Source organism: Phascolarctobacterium succinatutens (genome assembly GCF_023497905.1).
Lineage (GTDB): Bacteria > Bacillota > Negativicutes > Acidaminococcales > Acidaminococcaceae > Phascolarctobacterium_A > Phascolarctobacterium_A succinatutens.
In genome coordinates, this window is sequence record NZ_CP097284.1 from 143241 (window position 1) to 161878 (window position 18638).

Here is an 18638-nt window from a genome sequence, read left to right on the forward strand (position 1 = left end):
TATATAATATCAATATATGTAAATATCAAGGAGGATTTTAATTATGTTTCCAGGTGGCATGGGTAATATGCAGGCAATGATGAAAAAGGTACAGAAAATGCAGGCTGATATGGCGAAAATGCAGGAGGATCTGAAAAGCCGTACTGTAGAAACGTCTGTCGGCGGCGGTGCCGTAACCGTTGTTGTCAGCGGTAAAAAAGAACTGAAATCCATCAAAATCAATCCGACCGCTGTAGATCCCGAGGATGTAGAAATGCTGGAGGATATGATTCTGACCGCTGTCAATGACGCTATGAAGCAGATTGACGAGCTTACCGAAAAAGAAATGGCTAAGGTTACCGGCGGCATGAAGCTGCCTGGCATGTTCTAAGCTGATGGCAAGAATGATCAGGCCGCTGGCTAATTTATATGAGCAGCTCAGGCGTTTGCCGGGCATCGGCTCAAAAACAGCTATGCGACTGGCCTATCATGTGATTGACATGCCTGCGGAGGATGTGAAACAGCTGGCGGCGGCCTTGAGCGGTGCTAAGGAGCAGATTCACTACTGCAGCCGCTGCTTTAATCTTACTGACAGCGATGTATGTGAGATTTGCCGTGACAGCTCGCGCGACAGCTTTACTATCTGTGTAGTGGAGCAGCCGCAGGATATTGCGGCGATGGAGCGCAGTCATGGCTATCACGGACTGTATCACGTGCTGCACGGTGTGCTTTCGCCGCTTGACGGTATCGGTCCGGAAAAGCTGCGCATCAGAGAGCTTCTCTTGCGACTGCAGCAGGAATCGGTCAGTGAAATTATTATTGCGACCAACTCGGATGTAGAGGGTGAAGCGACTGCTACCTATCTGGCACAGCTGCTGAAGCCTGTAGGAATAACCGTCAGCCGTATTGCTCATGGTCTGCCGATGGGCGGCGATTTGGAGTATGCTGACGAAATAACCTTGTCTAAAGCGCTGGAAAACAGGCGCACAATGTAGAAAGGACCGGCGTTATTTAATATGGAATTTAATGCTATTTTGTCACCGCTTGGTGCCTTCGGACCGATGATTGGCGGCGTACTGCTGCTTTTACTGGTAGTAAAGCTGCTGTCAATGCCGTTTAAGCTGGTGTGGAATGGTCTCTGCGGCGCACTGCTGCTGTGGTTCATCAATCTGGTAGGCTTGTTGGCGGGCTTTACCATGAAGATTACGGTTATCAAGGCTTTGATTGCCGGCTTCTTCGGTGTTCCCGGTGCTCTTGCCGTAGTGCTGTATGAGCTTTTAGTTAAATAAGATAATTTGCCTTTGCCCCTGCACGTTGCTGCAGGGGTATTTTTATGCGCTTCGACAGGATAGTCGTAAATAATATTGTATACAAACCAATAATACTGTATACAATCGGACTTTTCCATGATAAGTTGCTATAATTATCTTAACAGTTTTTTTATTTAAATATCTGGGGGTTGTAAAAATGAACTTATCTACAAAAATTTTAATCGGCCTTGCGCTTGGTATTATTGCAGGCCTGGAGCTGGGTGCTGAAGGTGCCGGCTTCGCCAAGACCTGGATTGGTCCTCTGGGAACAATTTTCATGAACATGATCAAAATGGTTATCGTACCGTTGGTATTCTCTAGCCTGGTAATCGGTGTTACCAGCTTGGGCGATATCAAAAAGGTAGGCCGTATCGGTGTTAAAACCGTAGCGTACTATCTGGTAACCACTGCTTTTGCTATTGTTATCGGTTTGGCAATCGGTACTATCATGCAACCGGGCGTTGGTCTGCATATGGCTGTTGATACCGCTAAGGTTGCTGCTAAGGCTGCACCGCCTATTTCCAAGGTTATCATTGACATTTTCCCGACTAACCCGTTGGAAGCTATGGTTAAAGCCAACATGCTGCAAATCATCGTTTTCTCTCTCTTCGTTGGCACCGGTATTACTGTTGTCGGTGAAAAAGCTAACGCTCTGAAACACACCATCGATGGTCTGGCTGAGGTTTCCTACAAAATCGTCGGAATGATCATGGCTGTTGCTCCGATTGGTGTTTTCGGTTTGATTACTCCGGTAGTTGCATCTAACGGTCCAGCTGTTCTGCTGCCGCTGCTGAAGGTTGTTATCGCTGTATATCTGGCTTGCCTCCTGCATGCAGTTCTCGTTTATGGCTCTATGATCAAATTCATTGCAGGCATGGGCTTCATCCAATTCATTAAGGGTATTGCTCCGGCGTCCCTGATGGCTTTCAGCTCCTGCTCCTCCGGTGGTACTCTGCCGCTGACCATGAGCTGTGCTCAAAAAATGGGCGCTTCTAAAGAAGTTTCCAGCTTCGTTCTGCCATTGGGCGCAACCATCAACATGGATGGTACTGCTGCTTATCAGGGTGTATGCGCACTGTTCATTGCTCAACTGTACGGCATTGACCTCACTGCTTCCCAATACATGACCATTATCGTTACCGGTACTTTGGCTTCTATCGGTACTGCAGGTGTTCCGGGCGCAGGCTTCATCATGTTGACCATGATTCTGACCAGCCTTGGTCTGCCGCTGGAAGGCTCTGCTCTTATCGCAGGTATCGACCGTATCCTGGATATGCCGCGTACCTCTGTTAACATCACAGGCGATGCTGCTGTAACTCTGCTGGTTGACAAGAGCGAAAAAAAGCATGCAGAAGCTGAAGCTCCTCTGTACTAATTAAATCTGTCTTTCCCTTGGCGTCAGCTGCGTTAGCGGCTGGCGCTTTCCTTTTGCCGTAAACAGTGTAAATAATGTATTTTTTAAGGATTGTTACCTGAATTTTACAGCTTAGTTACATTTGGCGGCAGGAAAACACCTGTCTCACGCAGAAATTTATAAATACTATTTTCATTTGCTGGCGAAGGTGTTAAAATAAGGTGTTATTATGAATGAGATGGAAAAATTACAGTATGTATTGTTTGAACGTCTGCATCGCCGTGCTCCTGGCATTGATAAGCTGGACCGCTTGTGGGATGCTGCTGTGCTGCTGCCCTTAGTGCGTACTCCCGAAGGCATCAGTGTGCTGTTTGAGGAAAGGGCACATACGCTGCGCAGTCAGCCGGGTGAGGTGTGTTTCCCCGGCGGCAAGTACGAATGTGAGGATAACAGCTTTCGCAATACCGCAGTGCGCGAAACCTGCGAGGAGCTTGGCCTGAAGCCGGAGAATATCACCATCTGCGGTGAACTGGATTGTCTGGTGACGCATAACGGACCGATTATCCACCCCTTTGTTGGTCTGATTGATGATATCAGCAAGATTACGTACAGCAAAAGCGAGGTAGAGCGCATCTTTACTGTACCCCTAAAGATGCTTTTGGAGCAAAAGCCAAGGCGTGGCTCCGTGCAGCTGGCAGACCATCCCGGTGATGATTTTCCGTTTGACCTGGTGCCGCAGCGCAAGCGTGGCTGGCGCATGAATAAGTCCTATTATGTGTATTTTTACCTGTATGAGGATAAGGTTATCTGGGGCCTGACCGCACGCATGCTGTATGCTTTCCTGTACCGTAGCCGCAAGGAGCTGACGGAATATCTGGCAGAAGAAATTGATTGAGAGGTTATATAAGGATGAAAAGCATTCTCCAGACAAAAATTTTAATGATTGTAACAGCTATCTGTGTAGTAGGCTATATTGCCTTCGGTTATTTCTTTCCGGAAACGGGATTGGATAATCTTGCGCCGACAGACAGGCTGAATCTGAAAAAGAATATTGTTGTTATGGGTGTTGACGAACGCTCCGATGATGTGGGCCGCAGTGATACACTTTTTGTCGTAATGTTCGACAGCAGCAACAAAAGCGCTTCCCTGCTTTCGGTACCGCGTGATACACGTGTACGCATTGACGGTCACGGCTGGGATAAGATTAACCATGCCTATGCTTACGGCGGACGTGAGCTGACACAGAAAACTGTAGAAGAGCTGCTGGGTATCAAAATCAACAATTACGTAATGGTTGATTTTAAAGGCTTTACCGGTCTTGTTGATGCTATCGGCGGTATTGATATCGATGTTGAAAAGGATATGTATTATCATGATACCTGGGACGGCTTTACCGTTGACCTGAAAAAGGGCCGTCAGCATCTGGACGGCAAAACAGCAATCCAGTATGTACGCTTCCGCGATGAAGAAGGCGATATCGGCCGTATCCGCCGCCAACAGCATTTCCTGATGGCAGTTTACGACAAGATTACCTCTGCCGATATGCTGCTGCATATCCCCGGCCTGGCTAAGCAGCTGACCTCTATGGTAAAGACTGATATGCCTCTTGGTGATATGATAGATTTGGGCAGAGCGCTGCATTCCATGGTTAAGGAAAAGGGCCTGTCTATGGCGATGGTTCCTGGTACTCCGAAGTATATCGATGGCATCAGCTACTGGCTGCCGGATATTACCGACCTGCGTGAGCTGATGGTTAAGATGCAGGGTGCAACCATGACGGAGCACTACAAATCTGCAGCTGAGCTGATGGAGAAGGAATACAACAACGCTGTGGAAAAGGTAGAAAAGGGCGATGACAGCGAAGAAAATAAGGAAGCTATCAAGGAAGAAAAGGAACTGAAGGCTAAGAAAGAAGAAAAAGCAAAGGAAGAAAAGAAGAAGCAGGCTGATAAAGACAAGGATGCAGGTAAAAATACTGCTTCCCAAGAAGCTTCCTCCGACAGCCGCGGAGTTGTACGTCTTGTTAACTGCAGCGGCAGCAAGACAGCAGGCGCGGAGGCTGCCGCACGCTTGCGCAATGCCGGCTTTGAGGTTATCAGCGGCGGCAGCGGCGAAATAATTGCCAATACTGTTGTTGTTTCTACAACTAATAACGGTGCTGTTGTCAATCGTCTTTCCAACGTTCCCTTTGCGCATCAGATGCGTATCAGCCGTGACGGTGCTGCAGACTGCGATGGTGTAATTATGCTGGGCTCAGACTTCAAATAAGCTGTAAGCGGCCGCAGATTTGATACTGCGGGCTATGATAATCAATAATGTAATTGTCCACGAATCAGAAGACTTGCCTGAGGTTCGTGGACAATTTAGTCAGCTAACGTAAAAAAATTTACAAAAAACTCTTGCATTTTGTATACAAAGATGGTATACTAAGAACATCAAAACAGCCCCTCATTTGGCCCTTCTTCGTAAGGGCTTTTTTTTTTGCCATTTTTAGAAATTTAGTATTTAATTTTGGAAATATTGTCAGTTAGCCATAGTCAATGTAGCAATAGTTTTCAGAATATGGTACAATATAATATAATATGGGAGAAGAACGGATATAACTTATATAGAGAATATTCATAATTAACAGGAGGCTTATATGCACGATGAAATACATGTTGTCGTAGATAGTCTTTCGGCAGCAGACGAAACAGCTTTGAAAGATGATCCCCGTTGTCACATTCTGCGTTTGATTATCCGTCATGGAGATTTGGAATGGCAGGACGGTGACCGTTCCCTGGCAGAATTATTTGGTATGGTAGAAGCAACCGGCAAGCTTCCTATTACTTCTCAGCCGCCTATTGGTGTTGTAATTGAGCTTTTTACCAAGCTTGCTCAGGAAGGCAAAAAAGTTATTATGCTGACAGTAGACAGCGTACTCAGCGGTACCTATCAGACCGCCTGCGTTGCTGCGCGTCAGGTAATGGATGATATAAAGGGCGCGGATATCCGTGTAATCGACAGCAAGACTGCTGCCTGCCCTATCAGTGGTATTGCGCTGGAAGTACTGAAGCATACAGCTGCAGGCATGGATATCGACGAGGCCGAAAAAATGGCGCGTGAGATGGTTGCGCGTACAGAAACATTTTTCAGTGTAAATACATTAGACTATTTGCAAAAGGGTGGACGCATTGGCGCAGTTGGCGCTTTGATAGGAAGTATTTTTGGTATTCGCCCTATTGTGCACTTAGATAAAGAGGGCAGACTGGAAGTTGCGGACAAGTGCCGTACCCGTAAAAAGGTTATGAAGCGCATGGTTGAGATGGCTGCTGAAAAGGCACCCGTTGAAGCAATTTTCGTCGCTCATGCAGAGGCTTTGGCAGATGCAGAGGATTTGAAACAGCAGTTGCAGGGATTGTTCCCGAATGTACCGACTATGCTTACAGGTATCGGCACCGTTTTGGCTGCTCATCTCGGACCCGGTGCTATCGGTGTATTTGTCCGTCGCAAAGCCTGAAAGGAAAGGTGTGGGGTTTAGATGAATAACAGCAAGGTAATTACCGGCAAGCAGCTGAAGGATATGCTGCTGGGTGCTTACCATAGCTTTGAAAAGAATTTTGAAGCTATTAATGATTTAAATGTATTTCCGGTACCGGATGGCGATACCGGTACTAATATGATGCATACTATGGCATCCGTAGCGAAGGCTATCAGTGCAATGAGTGATGAAGCTGAGGCCGGCGAAATCGGTGCCGCAGCTGCCCGCAGCGCTATTATGGGTGCACGTGGCAATTCCGGCGTAATTTTGTCGCAGCTGCTGCGTGGTATCGGCAAGGGTGTTGCCGGTAAAAAGACGCTGAACAATACAGAAATCGGCAAGGCTTTCCAGTTTGGTATTTTATATGCCTATCGCAGTGTATCCAAACCGGTAGAAGGCACTATTCTGACGGTAGCTCGTGGTATGGCCAAGGGTGCTTATAATGCTGTTCGCGGTAATGTAAGCCTGGAGAAAGTACTGTTGGAGGCTATCAGCAGCGGCAAGGAAGAGCTTGCAAGAACTCCGGAGCTGTTGCCTGCATTGAAGGCAGCCGGTGTTGTTGATGCCGGCGGTCAGGGACTGATTGTCTTTTTCGAGGGCTGTCTGGCAGGCCTGCGCGGTCAGGATTGCGAAGTGCTTCCTGTTACACCGCGTGCTAAGGTACAGATTCAGAAGGGTGAGCCGCTTGATTTGGAATACCCTTACTGCACCGAATTTATCGTCAAGGATGCTGATGTTGATAAGCAGACCGTCAGCAAGGCCTTGGAGGGCATGGGCAATTCCATGATTGTAGCAGTGGTAGAGGATATTGTAAAAGTGCATATCCATACTAAGCATCCCGGTGATGCGCTCAACATGGCGCAGACTTGGGGAACACTGCATGATATCAAAATAGAAAATATGCGCGACCAGCACGAAAACCGTCTCTTTACTGCCGAGGATATTCAACCGGTAAAGCATGGCGTTGGTGTGCTTACTGTTGCAGCCGGCGACGGCATTGCCAAAATCATGCATGAAATGGGCGCTGCAGAGATTATCAGCGGCGGACAGAGTATGAATCCTCCGGTTGAGGAGTTTGTCAATGCTATTGAAAACGGTACCTGCGAGCAGTACATTATTCTGCCGAACAATAAGAATATTGTTTTGGCGGCTGAGCAGGTGCGTAAGCTGCTGGGTAATTCCAAGGTGGCCTATGTTCCTACTACCAATATGGCACAGGGTTTGTCCGCACTGCTGCATTTTGATGCAACACGCAGCATGGATGAAAACACTGTTATTATGACCAAGGAAGCCAAGGAAACAGCCAGTGGCAGCATTACCGTAGCTGTACGCGACAGCGTAGTAAACGGTATTGCTATCCATGAGGGAGATTATCTTGGTATCTTAAATGATAAGATTGTTTGCAACGGCAGCAGCATGGAGGAAGTGCTGCAGAAGATGCTGACAGATGGGGATTATGAACTGATCAGCTTATATTATGGTACCGATGTAACCGAAGAGCAGGCTGAAAAGCTGGCAGCTGAAGTGGAAGAGCTGAATGATGAATGGGAGGTTGAAACCTTTTACGGCGGACAACCGCTGTATCCGATTCTTTTGGCAATGGAGTGATGAATATGCTTACAAGTCAGGAATTAACCAACCTGTTGCGCGAGCGTGGCTATAAGGTCACCCCTCAAAGACTTGCTGTATATGAAGCATTGGCTGATGAAACATGGCATCCGAATGCAGAGATGCTGTTTAATAAGCTGCAGCCGAAGTTTCCTGCTATGAGCTTTGCTACGGTGTATAAAACCGTAGAAATTCTGCATGATATCAACGTTATTCAGATTCTGAATACAGGAGAGGACAGCTTCCGTTATGATGCCGATATCAGTGAGCATTATCATCTGCGCTGCTTGAAATGCGGTGCGGTAGACGATGCGCTGATGGATGACGGCGTTAAGCTGCAGCTGACACAGGATGTAGAAAAGCAGAGCGGTTATACTATAAGCCGCCGTCAGTTCTATTTCTTTGGTCTGTGTCCGAAGTGCTCCACGATGCATTAAAATATAAAGAAGTGTACCGATTCTCTAGCTGATTGGTACACTTTTCTTTATATATTGGGTAATTATGTCAGATTTTTGTAGCGTTATTTTTACCAAAATGCCACAATAGCAGTTAGTGAATTTGCTATAATAAAGATGTTATATTGATAGGAGTGAAGGCGTTGTGCTAAACGACTTTCAGATTGTGATGCTGGCTAGCGGCAGCAAGGGGAATGCCGCTTTGATAAGCACAGCAAAGCAACGCTTTTTGGTTGATATAGGTATCAGCTGCAGAGCGTTGACAACGAGAATGAAGGAAATAGGCGTCAGTGTAAACGAGCTGGACGGTGTGTTCATTACACATGAGCATGTCGATCATGTCCGTGGGCTGGCAACCTTTTTAAAAAATTATCAGGTGCCTGTATATAGCAGTGTGCTTACCTGGCGTGCAATATTGGCCAAGGACAGCAGTCTGGTGCGCCAGAACTGCCGTCTTATTGACAATAACCGCCTGCTTTGCGGTGATCTGGAGGTGCAGAGCTTCAGCATACCGCATGATGCCGTTGATCCGCACGGATATACCTTTACGAGCCGCAGCAACGGCTCTAAGTGCACATATCTTACGGATGCGGGCTTTGTGACCGATACCATCCGTGAGGCGGTTGCCGGCAGCAGTGCTTTGGTGCTCGAAGCCAATCATGATGTGGAAATGCTGAAAAACGGTCCTTATCCGCGTCATCTGAAGCAGCGTATTTTAAGTACGCTGGGACATTTATCCAATGATACCGCCGGACATTTTCTGACGGAGCTCGAACGTCTGCCGGAGCATATCGTGCTGGCGCACCTGAGCGAGCACAATAACCTGCCGCAGCTGGCGCAGGATACGGTGCAGAATATTTTACAAGATAATAACCGCCTGCAGGAAACAGAGCTTTTTGTAGCTGCCCAGAACAGGGTGGTAGCAGACAGTCCGCTGCCGGCAGTCTTAGATTTAAAATAAGGAGTGGATACAGATGAACAAGAGTATCTGGAAAAAATCGGCCAATATTTTTGTCTGTGGTCTTTTAGGTGCGGCAATCCTGGTTGCCGGCTGCGGCGACAATAAAACATCTGCCGCAGTGCATGATAAGCCTGCTGTCAAGACTGAGCAGCAGCTGAGCGCAGCGCGCAATACACCGATTGTAGCTGCCGCCAAGAAGGTTGGTCCTGCTGTCGTAGGTATCACCAACAAGGCTTATGTGCGCGACTTCTTCAACCGCACGCAGCTGATGGAGCGTGGTACAGGCAGCGGCGTTATTTATGACAAGGCCGGCTATATTGCAACCAACAACCACGTGGTTGAGGGTGCATCGGAAATCATCGTCAGCCTGCCTGACGGACGTACCGTTAAAGGCAAGGTACTGGGTGCCGATGCTGTAACCGATTTGGCTGTAGTAAAAATTGATGCGGATAACCTTACCGTTGCCACCTTTGGTGACAGCGATACACTGCAGGTCGGAGAACCGGCAATTGCTATCGGGAACCCGCTGGGACTGGAATTTCGCGGCAGTGTAACCGCAGGCGTTATCAGTGCATTGAACCGTAGCATTGAAGTAGGCGAGCGTAAGTTCAACCTGATTCAGACTGATGCGGCAATCAACCCCGGTAACAGTGGCGGTGCTTTGGTAAATGCTGACGGCGAGGTAGTCGGCATTAACAGTGCTAAGGTTGCTGTAAGCGGTGTTGAAGGCATTGGCTTTGCTATTCCTATCAATACAGCTAAACCGATTCTGCAGGAGCTTGCAGAGCGCGGTCGTGTTGCAAGACCGTATCTGGGTGCTTCGCTGATGGATCAGGAAATTGCTAATCGCTATGGCTTTGAAATCAATCTGCACGGCGGTATCTTCCTCGTGAAGGTTGTTCCCGGCAGTCCGGCAGCGAAGGCTGATATCCGCCCCGGCGATATTATCCTGAGCTTTAACGGCAACAAGGTAAAGACTGCGCTTGACCTGCGCACTGCTCTGTCAAAATGCAAGGTAGGCGACAGAGCCGAAGTAACTATTATGCGTAACGGTCAGAGAGAAAGCAGAACTGTGGTATTGGAAGAGGTTCCGAAGGATTACGGCAATTGAAGATAACGATAGCCTGTGTAGGCAAAATTAAAGAAAAATATCTTACTGCGGGAATAGAGGAATTCAGCAAAAGGCTGACACCCTTCTGCAAGCTGGAAACGCTGGCAATTAATGAGGAGCGTATGCCGGATAATCCATCTCCTGCGGAAAAGCAGCAGGTGCTGGAGCGCGAAACGCAACGCCTGCTGGCAATTATCCCGGCAAATTCCTATGTGATTTTGCTGGATGTTATCGGCAAGCAACTGAGCAGCCCGGATTTGGCGGCAAAGCTGGATGAGCTGGCGCTTGCCGGCAACAGCCATATCACATTTGTGATTGGCGGTGCCTTTGGTTATACTGATGCGTTGCGTAAGCGTGCCGATTTGGTGCTGAGTTTTTCTAAAATGACCTTTACGCATCAGATGATTCGCCTGCTGTTGATTGAGCAGATTTACCGTGCTTTTAAAATCAGCAGAGGCGAAAAATACCATTGGTAAGATAAGCTTAATAAGCAGTAAAAAAGAGTCGTGCGCAGGCACGGCTCTTTTTTGCGTTGCAACAGAAGTGAAACGTAAAAAAATGCGTTTCGTTTGCGTATTGATTTTGAAACGAAAAATGAAATAAAAGTGGAACGAAAATAAAACGTAAAAAAATGGCGATAACGTATAATAAGTTGCGCAAATTCAATTCAAAAAGATAGACATAGAGACTACCTTTGCTTACAATTAAGTTACCACACAAAACATGAAAGAAGGTAGAATCTATGTCTGGTAACATTATACAATTAAACGAGCAATTTATCCACAACGAATTGAAAACTATTGTAAAAAGGCTCATTGTATAATGAAATTGCACACCTGAAAAATTGAATAAAAAATAGTCCATTGTGATACCTTTGTGTTAAGATTAAGTTGCTACACAAAAACTAACTAAGGAGTAATCACAATGGACTACACCAAAGATATCACAAATCATCAAAAAGGTAAACACTTTTCTTTAGGAGACCGCAGGGAATTACAAGGAATTCTGTCTGACAGCTCTAAACAGTATTCTCTTCGTCAGCTGGCAAAGTATTTTAACTGTGCTCCAAATACTATCAGGAATGAACTCAAGCGTGGTGCTCATCCTCATACCGGTAGATATGGAGCTGCTCGTGCTCAACGTGCCTATATTGCTAGTCGTAGCAACAGTATTTGCAAGTCTAAAAGATTTCTTACAAGTAATTTTGTTACTTGGACTGTTCGAAAAGTATTGCAAGAACACTGGTCTTTGGATGCCTGCCATGGCTATGCCCTAGACAATCATCTATTTCCTCTCAAAGAAATTGTGTGCGTAAAGACTCTCTATAACTATGTAGATTCCATGCTGCTTAGATTGCGCAACATTGACCTTCCATTAAAGGTAAGAAGACGTAGAACAACCCGCAGCATAAAGAAAAATCTGAAGCATATGGGTCGCAGCATAGACGAGAGGGATTCTAATGTGGATGAACGCAATGAATTCGGTCATTGGGAAATAGATACTGTTATAGGAAGTAAAAGCAAGAGTGACAACGTGGTGTTGACTCTTGTGGAACGTATAACACGCAAGTATATCGCACTGAAAATAACTAGTAAAACATCCTTTGCTGTTAACGAAGGCATTGCTTACCTAAAGGAATACTATGGTACTAAATTCAGTCAGGTGTTTAAGACAATTACTAGCGATAATGGAAGCGAGTTTGCAGAACTCTCGCAAATAGAGAATGACACTTCTATAAAAATATACTTCGCACATCCTTACAGTTCTTGGGAAAGAGGCAGTAATGAGCGCCATAATGGTTTGCTCAGAAGATTCATCCGAAAAGGAAAGAGGATGGACAATTATAGCTACGAAGATATTATGTTTATCGCTGATTGGTGTAATTCACTTCCAAGGAAGATTCTGGGATATAAAACTCCAGATGAACTGTTTGACTTTGAGTTGGATAAGATCTATGCATCTTAATTTTCAAAAAGTGTGCAACTTCTTATTGCAATTTAGAACCTAAAAATTCATTATAAGAAATTAGAGCCATGCATAATTTGCACGGCTCTTTCACGTTGCATTAGAAATGAAACGTAAAAATTTGCGTTTCATTTGCGTATTGGTTTTGAAACGGAAATAAAGAAAAAGTGCAACGTAAATTTTACGCTACACTTTTCTACTTTCTCTTATGAATTTGGGGAGATGTATAAGCTTAGAAGTTATCCATATGCACTTCAAAGAAACCTTGAGGATGAGCGCAGACAGGGCAAACTTCCGGAGCGCTGGGGCCGACTACAATATGACCACAGTTGCGGCATTCCCAAATGGTCAGGCCGCTGTCTTTGCTGAAAACCTTCATTTCTTCGATGTTTTGTAAGAGTTTACGATAGCGTTCTTCATGACGTTTTTCGATAGCTGCAACACCGCGCATTTTTGCTGCGATTTCAGGGAAACCTTCTTCCTCAGCTTCTTGTGCCATTTTTACATACATATCGGTCCATTCATGGTTTTCGCCTTCAGCTGCTGCTAAAAGGTTAGCTGCAGTATCGCCTAACTGGTCTAATTCCTTGAACCACATATAAGCGTGAGCTTTTTCATTATTAGCGGTTTTCTCAAATAATTCAGCGATTTGATCATAGCCTGCTTTGCGGGCTACAATACCAAACCAGGTGTATTTGTTGCGTGCCATGGATTCGCCAGCAAATGCCTCCAACAGGTTCTTTTCGGTTTTGGTGCCTTTTAATGATTTCATATTATTCCTCCTTACTTCTGGCAAACTTATTTTAGAGCGGTATAAAAATATTGTTTCTCTTTATATCTGCTTGTTTATATTTTATCATATCGAGTCAGTGTTGACAATGTATATATAAAGAAAATATTAATCATGCTTAAAAATGTTTTGCTGACAACTGGTAAAATTATTACTCATTCAGAACGAGTATAATAAAAGAGCATCAGTTGCTACAATTATTGTAGCAACTGATGCTTTTAATTTGCAGGGTATTATACGATTGTGCCGCCGCCGACAACTACGTCACCGTCATACATAACAACGGACTGGCCTTTGGTGATAGCGCGCTGAGGATCGTCGAAAACGAGCTGCAGAGTATCTGCGTCAGGCTGGGTAACAGTTGCCCATTGCTCCTGCTGATGGTAACGGATGCGTGCTTTCACACGGCGCGGTTCGGTGATAGCGTCGCAGTCGATAAGGTTGATGTTCTTGGCTGTAACGTTTTTTGTAAACAGTCCCTCGTTTGTTGTGAGGATAACAGCGTTGTTCTTGGTGTCAATCTCTTTAACGTACATAGGCTGCGGCAGTGCCAAGCCCAGGCCTTTGCGCTGGCCTACGGTGTAATGGATAATACCCTTGTGTCTGCCGAGCACGTTGCCTGCTTCGTCTACAAAGTTACCGGGATTGAATTTCCTGCCCAGGCGTGCTTCGATGAAATCAGCGTAGGTGCCGGTCTGGATAAAGCAGATATCCTGACTGTCATGCTTTTGAGCGTTGACGAAGCCATGCTTTTCGGCAATTTCGCGTACCTGTGTCTTATACAGGCCTCCGAGAGGGAACATAGCGTGTGCCAACTGCTCCTGTGTGAGCGAATAAAGCACATAGCTCTGATCCTTCAAAGGATCAACTGCCTTGCGCAGCAGATAGCGGCCTTTGGCTTCATCATAGCTGATTTGCGCATAGTGGCCGGTGACAACATAGTCACAGCCAAGCTCCTGTGCGCGCACGAAAAGTTGGTCGAATTTCAGATAACGGTTGCAGTCAATGCAGGGGTTAGGTGTTCTGCCGTTAACGTAAGCGTCAACAAAACGGTCGATAACGTCGCGTTCAAAGCGGTCGGCAAAGTTGAAAACGTAGTAAAGCATGCCAAGGCTGGTTGCTACGCTGCGGGCATCTGCTACATCATCAATGGAGCAGCAGCTGTTGGCTTTGGAAACACCGATATCCTCGTTGGCAAAAAGCTTCATGGTTACACCGGTGCATTCGTAGTCCTGCTCCAGCATCATCAATGCGGAAACGCTGGAATCAACGCCGCCGCTCATAGCGATTAGTGCTTTCTTGTTCATAATTTTTCTCCTTCTGGTTTATCTAAAGTGCGGCGTACATCGCCTCTGTCGGTTACTATGTTATAGCCTGCTATTTTTACGCGTGCCTCCAGACAGCCACGGCATTGGGCTGCCTCCTCGCCGGTGCAGATTTTGTTGGCGTATAGCTCGTATTTTTTGCGTACTCCTATCGGAGAAAGGTTAGGCATCACGACGTTGCCACCGGCCTGCAGCCCCAGCTCGCGTCCTTGGGGATGGATGGTGCCGAGCGCTGTTGTCGAAGGCAGCAGCGCGTAAGGGAAGAGCAGTCGCAGGATAGACAGCAGGCGCAACGTCTGTTTCAATGTGCCGCTGGTCATATCCTTAAATGGTGTGTGTTCATGCGTAATGTAAGGACCTATGCCAATCATATCAGGCTGCAGCTTTTGCAGAAAGCGCAGGTCGCTGACAAGGTTTTGTGGCGTCTGGTAGGGGGAGCCTACCATGAAGCCGGAACCAACCTGATAACCGATTTCCTTGAGGTCAAACAGGCAGCGCTTGCGGTTTTCCAGGCTCATGCAGTCTGGATGCAGTTTGGCGTAATGCTCCGCATCCGCTGTTTCGTGGCGCAGCAGATAACGGTTGGCGCCTGCATCGAAGTATGCCTTATAGCCGGCACGGCTTTTTTCGCCAATGGACAGTGTAATGGCGCAGTCGGGATGCTGCTTGCGGATGGCGCTGACGATGGCGCAGATTTTGTCATCCGTATAATACGCATCCTCGCCACCCTGCAGCACGAAGGTGCGGAAGCCGAGCCTATAGCCTTCGGCGCAGCAGGCCAGGATTTCCTCCTGCGTCAGACGGTAGCGTTCCGCGAGGCTGTTGCCGGCGCGGATACCGCAGTAGTAGCAGTTGTTTTTGCAGTAGTTGGTGAATTCAATCAGACCACGGATATAGACCTTGTCGCCGTAATATTGACGGCGGAGTTTATCAGCTTCGCAGGCGAGCAGCTTGTTGATGTCAGGTTCAGTGCTTGTTATCAGCGTCAACAGCTCTGCGTCGCTTAGGTCATGCTCACAGGCGAGCTTATTTATTAAATTGGCAGCTGTTGACAGCATATTTTTACCTCCGTAAGCGGTTTACCGCTTCTGTAACCTTAGTTATAATTGTTTGAACTTCGTCCATAGTATTGTATTCGCACAGCGAAAAGCGCAGGGCGCTTTTCGCTGTTTCGTGGCTCAGGCCGAGGGCGAGCAGTACATGACTGGGCTCTAGCGAGCCTGCGGAGCAGGCAGAGCCGGACGAGCAGCAGATACCTTCGTTAGAAAGCAGCGAAAGCAGTGTTTCGCCGTTTACTCCCTGAAAGCTGTAGTTGACAGTACCGGGCAGGCAATGCTCACGGCTGCCGTTAAAACCGGCGCCGTCAATTTTATCTAAACCGTTGCGCAGAGCATCGCGCAGACCTGTGATATAAGCAGTATTTTGCTGCATATGCTCCTGTGCATCTTTAAGCGCTGTGGCAAGTCCGATGATGCTGGGAAGATTTTCGGTACCGGCACGCTTGCCGCGCTCCTGACCGCCGCCGCGGATAAGGCTTGTGAGCTGGATATTGCTCTTGGCAAATAAAAGGCCGATGCCCTTCGGCCCATGGAATTTGTGTGCGGAAAGCGAAAGCATATCGATGTTATCGCGCTGTACGTTAATAGTAAGATGTCCTGCGGCCTGCACGGCGTCGGTATGGAAAAGCACGCCGCGCTTGCGGCAGAGAGCACCGATTTCGCATATAGGCTGGATGGCACCTGTTTCGTTGTTGGCGTACATGACGGAAATAAGACAGGTGGTATCTGTAATAGCTTCTGCTACCTGCGTAGCGGTGACGATGCCGTCAGCCTGCGGACGCAGCAGTGTTACGGTAAAGCCTTGTGCTTCCAACGCTTCAAGCGTATGCAAAATAGCATGATGCTCCATGGCAGTGGAAATGATATGGCATTTGCCCTGCTTTTTGCCGAGGGCCGCAGCGCTGATAAGCGCCTGGTTATCTGCTTCGCTGCCGCCGGAGGTAAAAAAAACTTCCTTCGGCGCACAGTTAAGTACCTGTGCCACCTGCTGCCGTGCGCTAAACAAAGCTGCTGCACTGCGCTGACCTAAAAGGTGCACGCTGGAAGCATTGGCATATATTTCCTGAAGATAGGGCAGCATTGCTCTAACGGCAACGTCGCTCATTTTTGTTGTAGCTGCATTATCTGCATAGATAAATTGCTTTTCCATAATAGTAAAATATTCTCCTTCAATAGCGGAAATCCTGCTTTTACTTTTATATTATACGCTTACCGGCGTGAGATTTACAGAGTCAGCGTCTTTTTGCGGCGTATTTTGAGTAAAATTCAATTCCTACTGTCTTAATATGTTTCATATGGTACATTACAGACGTTTTTTTGTCAAGCAAAGAAAATTGTAATTCTTTTTGTTGACAGTAAGAAAAAAAACAGTATAATAATACCTATAAATAAACTATGATTACTAGAGATTACAAAACAGAGAAAATGAGGGATTATACTAATGAAAAGCTTGCATTTTGATACACGATGTTGCCTCTGGTTACCTGTTAATATAAGAAAGAAAAACTATACAACGATAATATACTGATTAGATGAAGATAAAGGAGCGATTTATTATGGCAATTTATACTAGCATTACTGATTTGATTGGCGGCACTCCGCTGCTGGAGCTGAAAAACTACGAAGCTGAAAACAAGCTGGAAGCAAAGATTCTGGGCAAGCTGGAATACTTCAATCCCGCCGGCAGCGTCAAAGATAGAATTGCCAAAGCAATGATTGATGATGCAGAGGCTAAGGGTGTTCTTAAGCCGGGGGCTACTATTATTGAGCCCACCAGCGGCAACACCGGTATCGGTCTGGCATCCGTAGCTGCTGCCCGCGGTTACAAAATCATTTTGACTATGCCTGAAACCATGAGCGTTGAACGCCGCAATCTGCTGAAGGCTTATGGCGCACAGCTTGTGCTGACTGACGGTGCTAAGGGTATGAAAGGTGCGATTGCCAAAGCTCAGGAGCTGGCAGAAAGCACTCCGAACAGCTTTATCCCCAGCCAGTTCACCAATCCTGCTAACCCTGCAACTCACAGAGCATCTACCGGTCCGGAAATCTGGCAGGATACCGAAGGCAAGGTTGATATCTTTGTTGCCGGCGTAGGTACCGGCGGTACTCTTTCCGGTGCAGGCGGATATCTGAAATCCCAAAATCCCAATGTGAAGGTTGTTGCTGTAGAGCCTGCAGGTTCTCCGGTACTTTCCAAAGGTGTTGCCGGTCCGCATAAAATTCAGGGTATCGGCGCAGGCTTTGTACCTGACACTTTAGATACCAAGGTATATGATGAAATCATCGCTGTTGAAAACGAGGATGCCTTCAAAACCGGTCGTGCTATTGCCCATAAGGAGGGCGTGCTCATAGGCATTTCCTCCGGTGCTGCTGTATATGCGGCAACTGTGCTGGCAAAACGTCCGGAAAACAAGGGCAAGGTTATCGTAGCGCTGCTGCCTGATACCGGCGAGCGTTATCTCTCCACTCCGTTATTTGCTGAATAAGCAGATAAAATACATATCACATCCCATTTCCTAACCAAAAGAAAGCAGTCCGCGCGGACTGCTTTCTTTAATTTAGAGCGCAAAAAACCGCCGGCTTTATGTAACCGGCGGTTAAGCATTAAATTGAATAATTATCAATGCTGCGAGCTTTATAATTGTCGAGAATATCCTGCAGAGTGATATTGTCCAGATAGTCTGCAATAACCTTGTTCAGTCCCTGCCACAGCGGCAAGGTAATGCATTCGTTGCGGCGCTCGCAGCCTACAGGGTTAAAGTCCAGACACGCTACCGGTGTAAGGTTGCCTTCTGTAAGGCGCAGAATGCTGCCGACAGTATACTCACGCGGTGCATTAACCAAACGATAACCGCCCTGAAAGCCGCGGTTAGCCTGCAGAAAGTTGGATTTATTCAGAATAGGCACAATCTGCTCCAAGTATTTTTTGGAAATGTTTTGTCTTGCCGCAATGTCCTTGAGGGCAACAAAGCCGTCCTGCTGATGATCTGCCAAATCCAGCATCATGCGCAAGGCATAGCGTCCTTTTGTTGATATTTTCATTGATTCTCCACCTTTGAGTTAAACTCGGTAATTATCTATAAACCTACTTAAATTATATGCTATTATGGATAATAAGTCAAATCTAAGAGGAAGAGCCGGTGAAATAATAAGCAACAGACGGAAGTATTTATGGATAGCGAGATTTTTATAAAGGTAATGC

At 46.7% G+C, this 18638-nt stretch carries 19 protein-coding genes; 14 read left to right on the forward strand and 5 right to left on the reverse strand.

Annotated elements, in window-relative coordinates; genetic code table 11:
• Nucleotides 1-43: 43 nt before the first annotated feature.
• The 13 genes from M5E81_RS00695 to M5E81_RS00755 all read left to right on the forward strand — a co-directional run bounded on the left by M5E81_RS00695 (nt 44) and on the right by M5E81_RS00755 (nt 12263).
• Nucleotides 44-370: a YbaB/EbfC family nucleoid-associated protein gene (locus M5E81_RS00695; protein ID WP_009144537.1), complete on the forward strand. Its 327-nt coding sequence runs from the start codon at nt 44-46 to the stop codon at nt 368-370.
• A gap of 4 nt (nt 371-374) precedes the next feature.
• Nucleotides 375-974: a recombination mediator RecR gene (gene recR / locus M5E81_RS00700; protein ID WP_009144536.1), complete on the forward strand. Its 600-nt coding sequence runs from the start codon at nt 375-377 to the stop codon at nt 972-974.
• Between the two features lie 21 nt (nt 975-995).
• Complete coding sequence (locus M5E81_RS00705; protein ID WP_009144535.1) at nt 996-1268, forward strand: pro-sigmaK processing inhibitor BofA family protein; 273 nt, start codon at nt 996-998, stop codon at nt 1266-1268.
• A gap of 178 nt (nt 1269-1446) precedes the next feature.
• The gene (locus M5E81_RS00710) at nt 1447-2664 is read left to right on the forward strand and encodes a dicarboxylate/amino acid:cation symporter (RefSeq protein WP_249747624.1); all 1218 of its coding nucleotides are present in this window, start codon (nt 1447-1449) and stop codon (nt 2662-2664) included.
• Nucleotides 2665-2872: 208 nt separating this feature from the next.
• A complete protein-coding gene (locus M5E81_RS00715) occupies nt 2873-3538 on the forward strand; it encodes an NUDIX hydrolase (RefSeq protein WP_009144533.1) in 666 nt (221 codons plus the stop codon).
• Nucleotides 3539-3552: 14 nt separating this feature from the next.
• Nucleotides 3553-4911 carry an LCP family protein gene (locus M5E81_RS00720; RefSeq protein ID WP_249747625.1) on the forward strand — a complete coding sequence of 453 codons (1359 nt, stop codon included), beginning with the start codon at nt 3553-3555 and terminating at the stop codon, nt 4909-4911.
• 373 nt (nt 4912-5284) lie between these two features.
• Nucleotides 5285-6142, forward strand: a complete 858-nt coding sequence (locus M5E81_RS00725) for a DegV family protein (protein ID WP_009144531.1) — start codon at nt 5285-5287, stop codon at nt 6140-6142.
• A 21-nt stretch (nt 6143-6163) separates the two neighbouring features.
• Nucleotides 6164-7771, forward strand: a complete 1608-nt coding sequence (locus M5E81_RS00730; protein WP_249747626.1) for a DAK2 domain-containing protein — start codon at nt 6164-6166, stop codon at nt 7769-7771.
• A gap of 5 nt (nt 7772-7776) precedes the next feature.
• Entirely contained in the window at nt 7777-8208 is a 432-nt protein-coding gene (locus M5E81_RS00735; protein WP_021720189.1) for a Fur family transcriptional regulator, read from the forward strand.
• Between the two features lie 163 nt (nt 8209-8371).
• Nucleotides 8372-9187 (forward strand): MBL fold metallo-hydrolase, encoded by an 816-nt coding sequence (locus tag M5E81_RS00740; protein ID WP_009144528.1) that lies wholly within the window; start codon nt 8372-8374, stop codon nt 9185-9187.
• Nucleotides 9188-9200: 13 nt separating this feature from the next.
• A complete protein-coding gene (locus tag M5E81_RS00745; RefSeq protein WP_009144527.1) occupies nt 9201-10298 on the forward strand; it encodes a S1C family serine protease in 1098 nt (365 codons plus the stop codon).
• Nucleotides 10295-10774 (forward strand): 23S rRNA (pseudouridine(1915)-N(3))-methyltransferase RlmH, encoded by a 480-nt coding sequence (rlmH, locus tag M5E81_RS00750; RefSeq protein ID WP_009144526.1) that lies wholly within the window; start codon nt 10295-10297, stop codon nt 10772-10774. The genes M5E81_RS00745 and rlmH overlap by 4 nt, the downstream gene beginning before the upstream one ends.
• Nucleotides 10775-11222: 448 nt before the next feature.
• Nucleotides 11223-12263 carry an IS30 family transposase gene (locus tag M5E81_RS00755; RefSeq protein WP_249747627.1) on the forward strand — a complete coding sequence of 347 codons (1041 nt, stop codon included), beginning with the start codon at nt 11223-11225 and terminating at the stop codon, nt 12261-12263.
• Nucleotides 12264-12495: 232 nt separating this feature from the next.
• Here the strand turns inward: M5E81_RS00755 and rbr are convergent, their stop codons facing one another.
• The 4 genes from rbr to M5E81_RS00775 form a co-directional block, all read right to left on the reverse strand.
• Nucleotides 12496-13035 carry a rubrerythrin gene (rbr, locus tag M5E81_RS00760; protein ID WP_009146377.1) on the reverse strand — a complete coding sequence of 180 codons (540 nt, stop codon included), beginning with the start codon at nt 13033-13035 and terminating at the stop codon, nt 12496-12498.
• Nucleotides 13036-13286: 251 nt separating this feature from the next.
• Nucleotides 13287-14360: a tRNA 2-thiouridine(34) synthase MnmA gene (gene mnmA, locus M5E81_RS00765; RefSeq protein WP_249747628.1), complete on the reverse strand. Its 1074-nt coding sequence runs from the start codon at nt 14358-14360 to the stop codon at nt 13287-13289.
• Nucleotides 14357-15436: a [FeFe] hydrogenase H-cluster radical SAM maturase HydE gene (gene hydE / locus M5E81_RS00770; RefSeq protein WP_050787117.1), complete on the reverse strand. Its 1080-nt coding sequence runs from the start codon at nt 15434-15436 to the stop codon at nt 14357-14359. The genes mnmA and hydE overlap by 4 nt, the downstream gene beginning before the upstream one ends.
• A gap of 4 nt (nt 15437-15440) precedes the next feature.
• On the reverse strand, nt 15441-16586 hold the full coding sequence (locus M5E81_RS00775) for a cysteine desulfurase family protein (protein WP_249747629.1): 1146 nt from the start codon (nt 16584-16586) through the stop codon (nt 15441-15443).
• A 406-nt stretch (nt 16587-16992) separates the two neighbouring features.
• On the opposite strand from M5E81_RS00775, the gene cysK reads away from it, so the two are divergent.
• Nucleotides 16993-17922, forward strand: coding sequence for a cysteine synthase A (gene cysK / locus M5E81_RS00780; RefSeq protein WP_249747630.1), 930 nt, complete (start codon nt 16993-16995; stop codon nt 17920-17922).
• A gap of 118 nt (nt 17923-18040) precedes the next feature.
• Here the strand turns inward: cysK and M5E81_RS00785 are convergent, their stop codons facing one another.
• Complete coding sequence (locus M5E81_RS00785; RefSeq protein ID WP_249747631.1) at nt 18041-18478, reverse strand: RrF2 family transcriptional regulator; 438 nt, start codon at nt 18476-18478, stop codon at nt 18041-18043.
• Between the last annotated feature and the right edge of the window lie 160 nt (nt 18479-18638).

Bases quoted from the DNA above. Each gene is read 5' to 3' on its own strand.
- M5E81_RS00735 (WP_021720189.1), top strand. From the start codon at position 7,777: ATGCTTACAAGTCAGGAATTAACCAACCTGTTGCGCGAGCGTGGCTAT.
- M5E81_RS00695 (WP_009144537.1), top strand. From the start codon at position 44: ATGTTTCCAGGTGGCATGGGTAATATGCAGGCAATGATGAAAAAGGTA.
- M5E81_RS00785 (WP_249747631.1), bottom strand. From the start codon at position 18,478: ATGAAAATATCAACAAAAGGACGCTATGCCTTGCGCATGATGCTGGAT.
- M5E81_RS00745 (WP_009144527.1), top strand. From the start codon at position 9,201: ATGAACAAGAGTATCTGGAAAAAATCGGCCAATATTTTTGTCTGTGGT.
- M5E81_RS00730 (WP_249747626.1), top strand. From the start codon at position 6,164: ATGAATAACAGCAAGGTAATTACCGGCAAGCAGCTGAAGGATATGCTG.
- rbr (WP_009146377.1), bottom strand. From the start codon at position 13,035: ATGAAATCATTAAAAGGCACCAAAACCGAAAAGAACCTGTTGGAGGCA.
- M5E81_RS00725 (WP_009144531.1), top strand. From the start codon at position 5,285: ATGCACGATGAAATACATGTTGTCGTAGATAGTCTTTCGGCAGCAGAC.
- M5E81_RS00720 (WP_249747625.1), top strand. From the start codon at position 3,553: ATGAAAAGCATTCTCCAGACAAAAATTTTAATGATTGTAACAGCTATC.
- M5E81_RS00705 (WP_009144535.1), top strand. From the start codon at position 996: ATGGAATTTAATGCTATTTTGTCACCGCTTGGTGCCTTCGGACCGATG.
- M5E81_RS00710 (WP_249747624.1), top strand. From the start codon at position 1,447: ATGAACTTATCTACAAAAATTTTAATCGGCCTTGCGCTTGGTATTATT.
- M5E81_RS00775 (WP_249747629.1), bottom strand. From the start codon at position 16,586: ATGGAAAAGCAATTTATCTATGCAGATAATGCAGCTACAACAAAAATG.
- M5E81_RS00715 (WP_009144533.1), top strand. From the start codon at position 2,873: ATGAATGAGATGGAAAAATTACAGTATGTATTGTTTGAACGTCTGCAT.
- cysK (WP_249747630.1), top strand. From the start codon at position 16,993: ATGGCAATTTATACTAGCATTACTGATTTGATTGGCGGCACTCCGCTG.
- M5E81_RS00755 (WP_249747627.1), top strand. From the start codon at position 11,223: ATGGACTACACCAAAGATATCACAAATCATCAAAAAGGTAAACACTTT.
- recR (WP_009144536.1), top strand. From the start codon at position 375: ATGGCAAGAATGATCAGGCCGCTGGCTAATTTATATGAGCAGCTCAGG.
- hydE (WP_050787117.1), bottom strand. From the start codon at position 15,436: ATGCTGTCAACAGCTGCCAATTTAATAAATAAGCTCGCCTGTGAGCAT.
- mnmA (WP_249747628.1), bottom strand. From the start codon at position 14,360: ATGAACAAGAAAGCACTAATCGCTATGAGCGGCGGCGTTGATTCCAGC.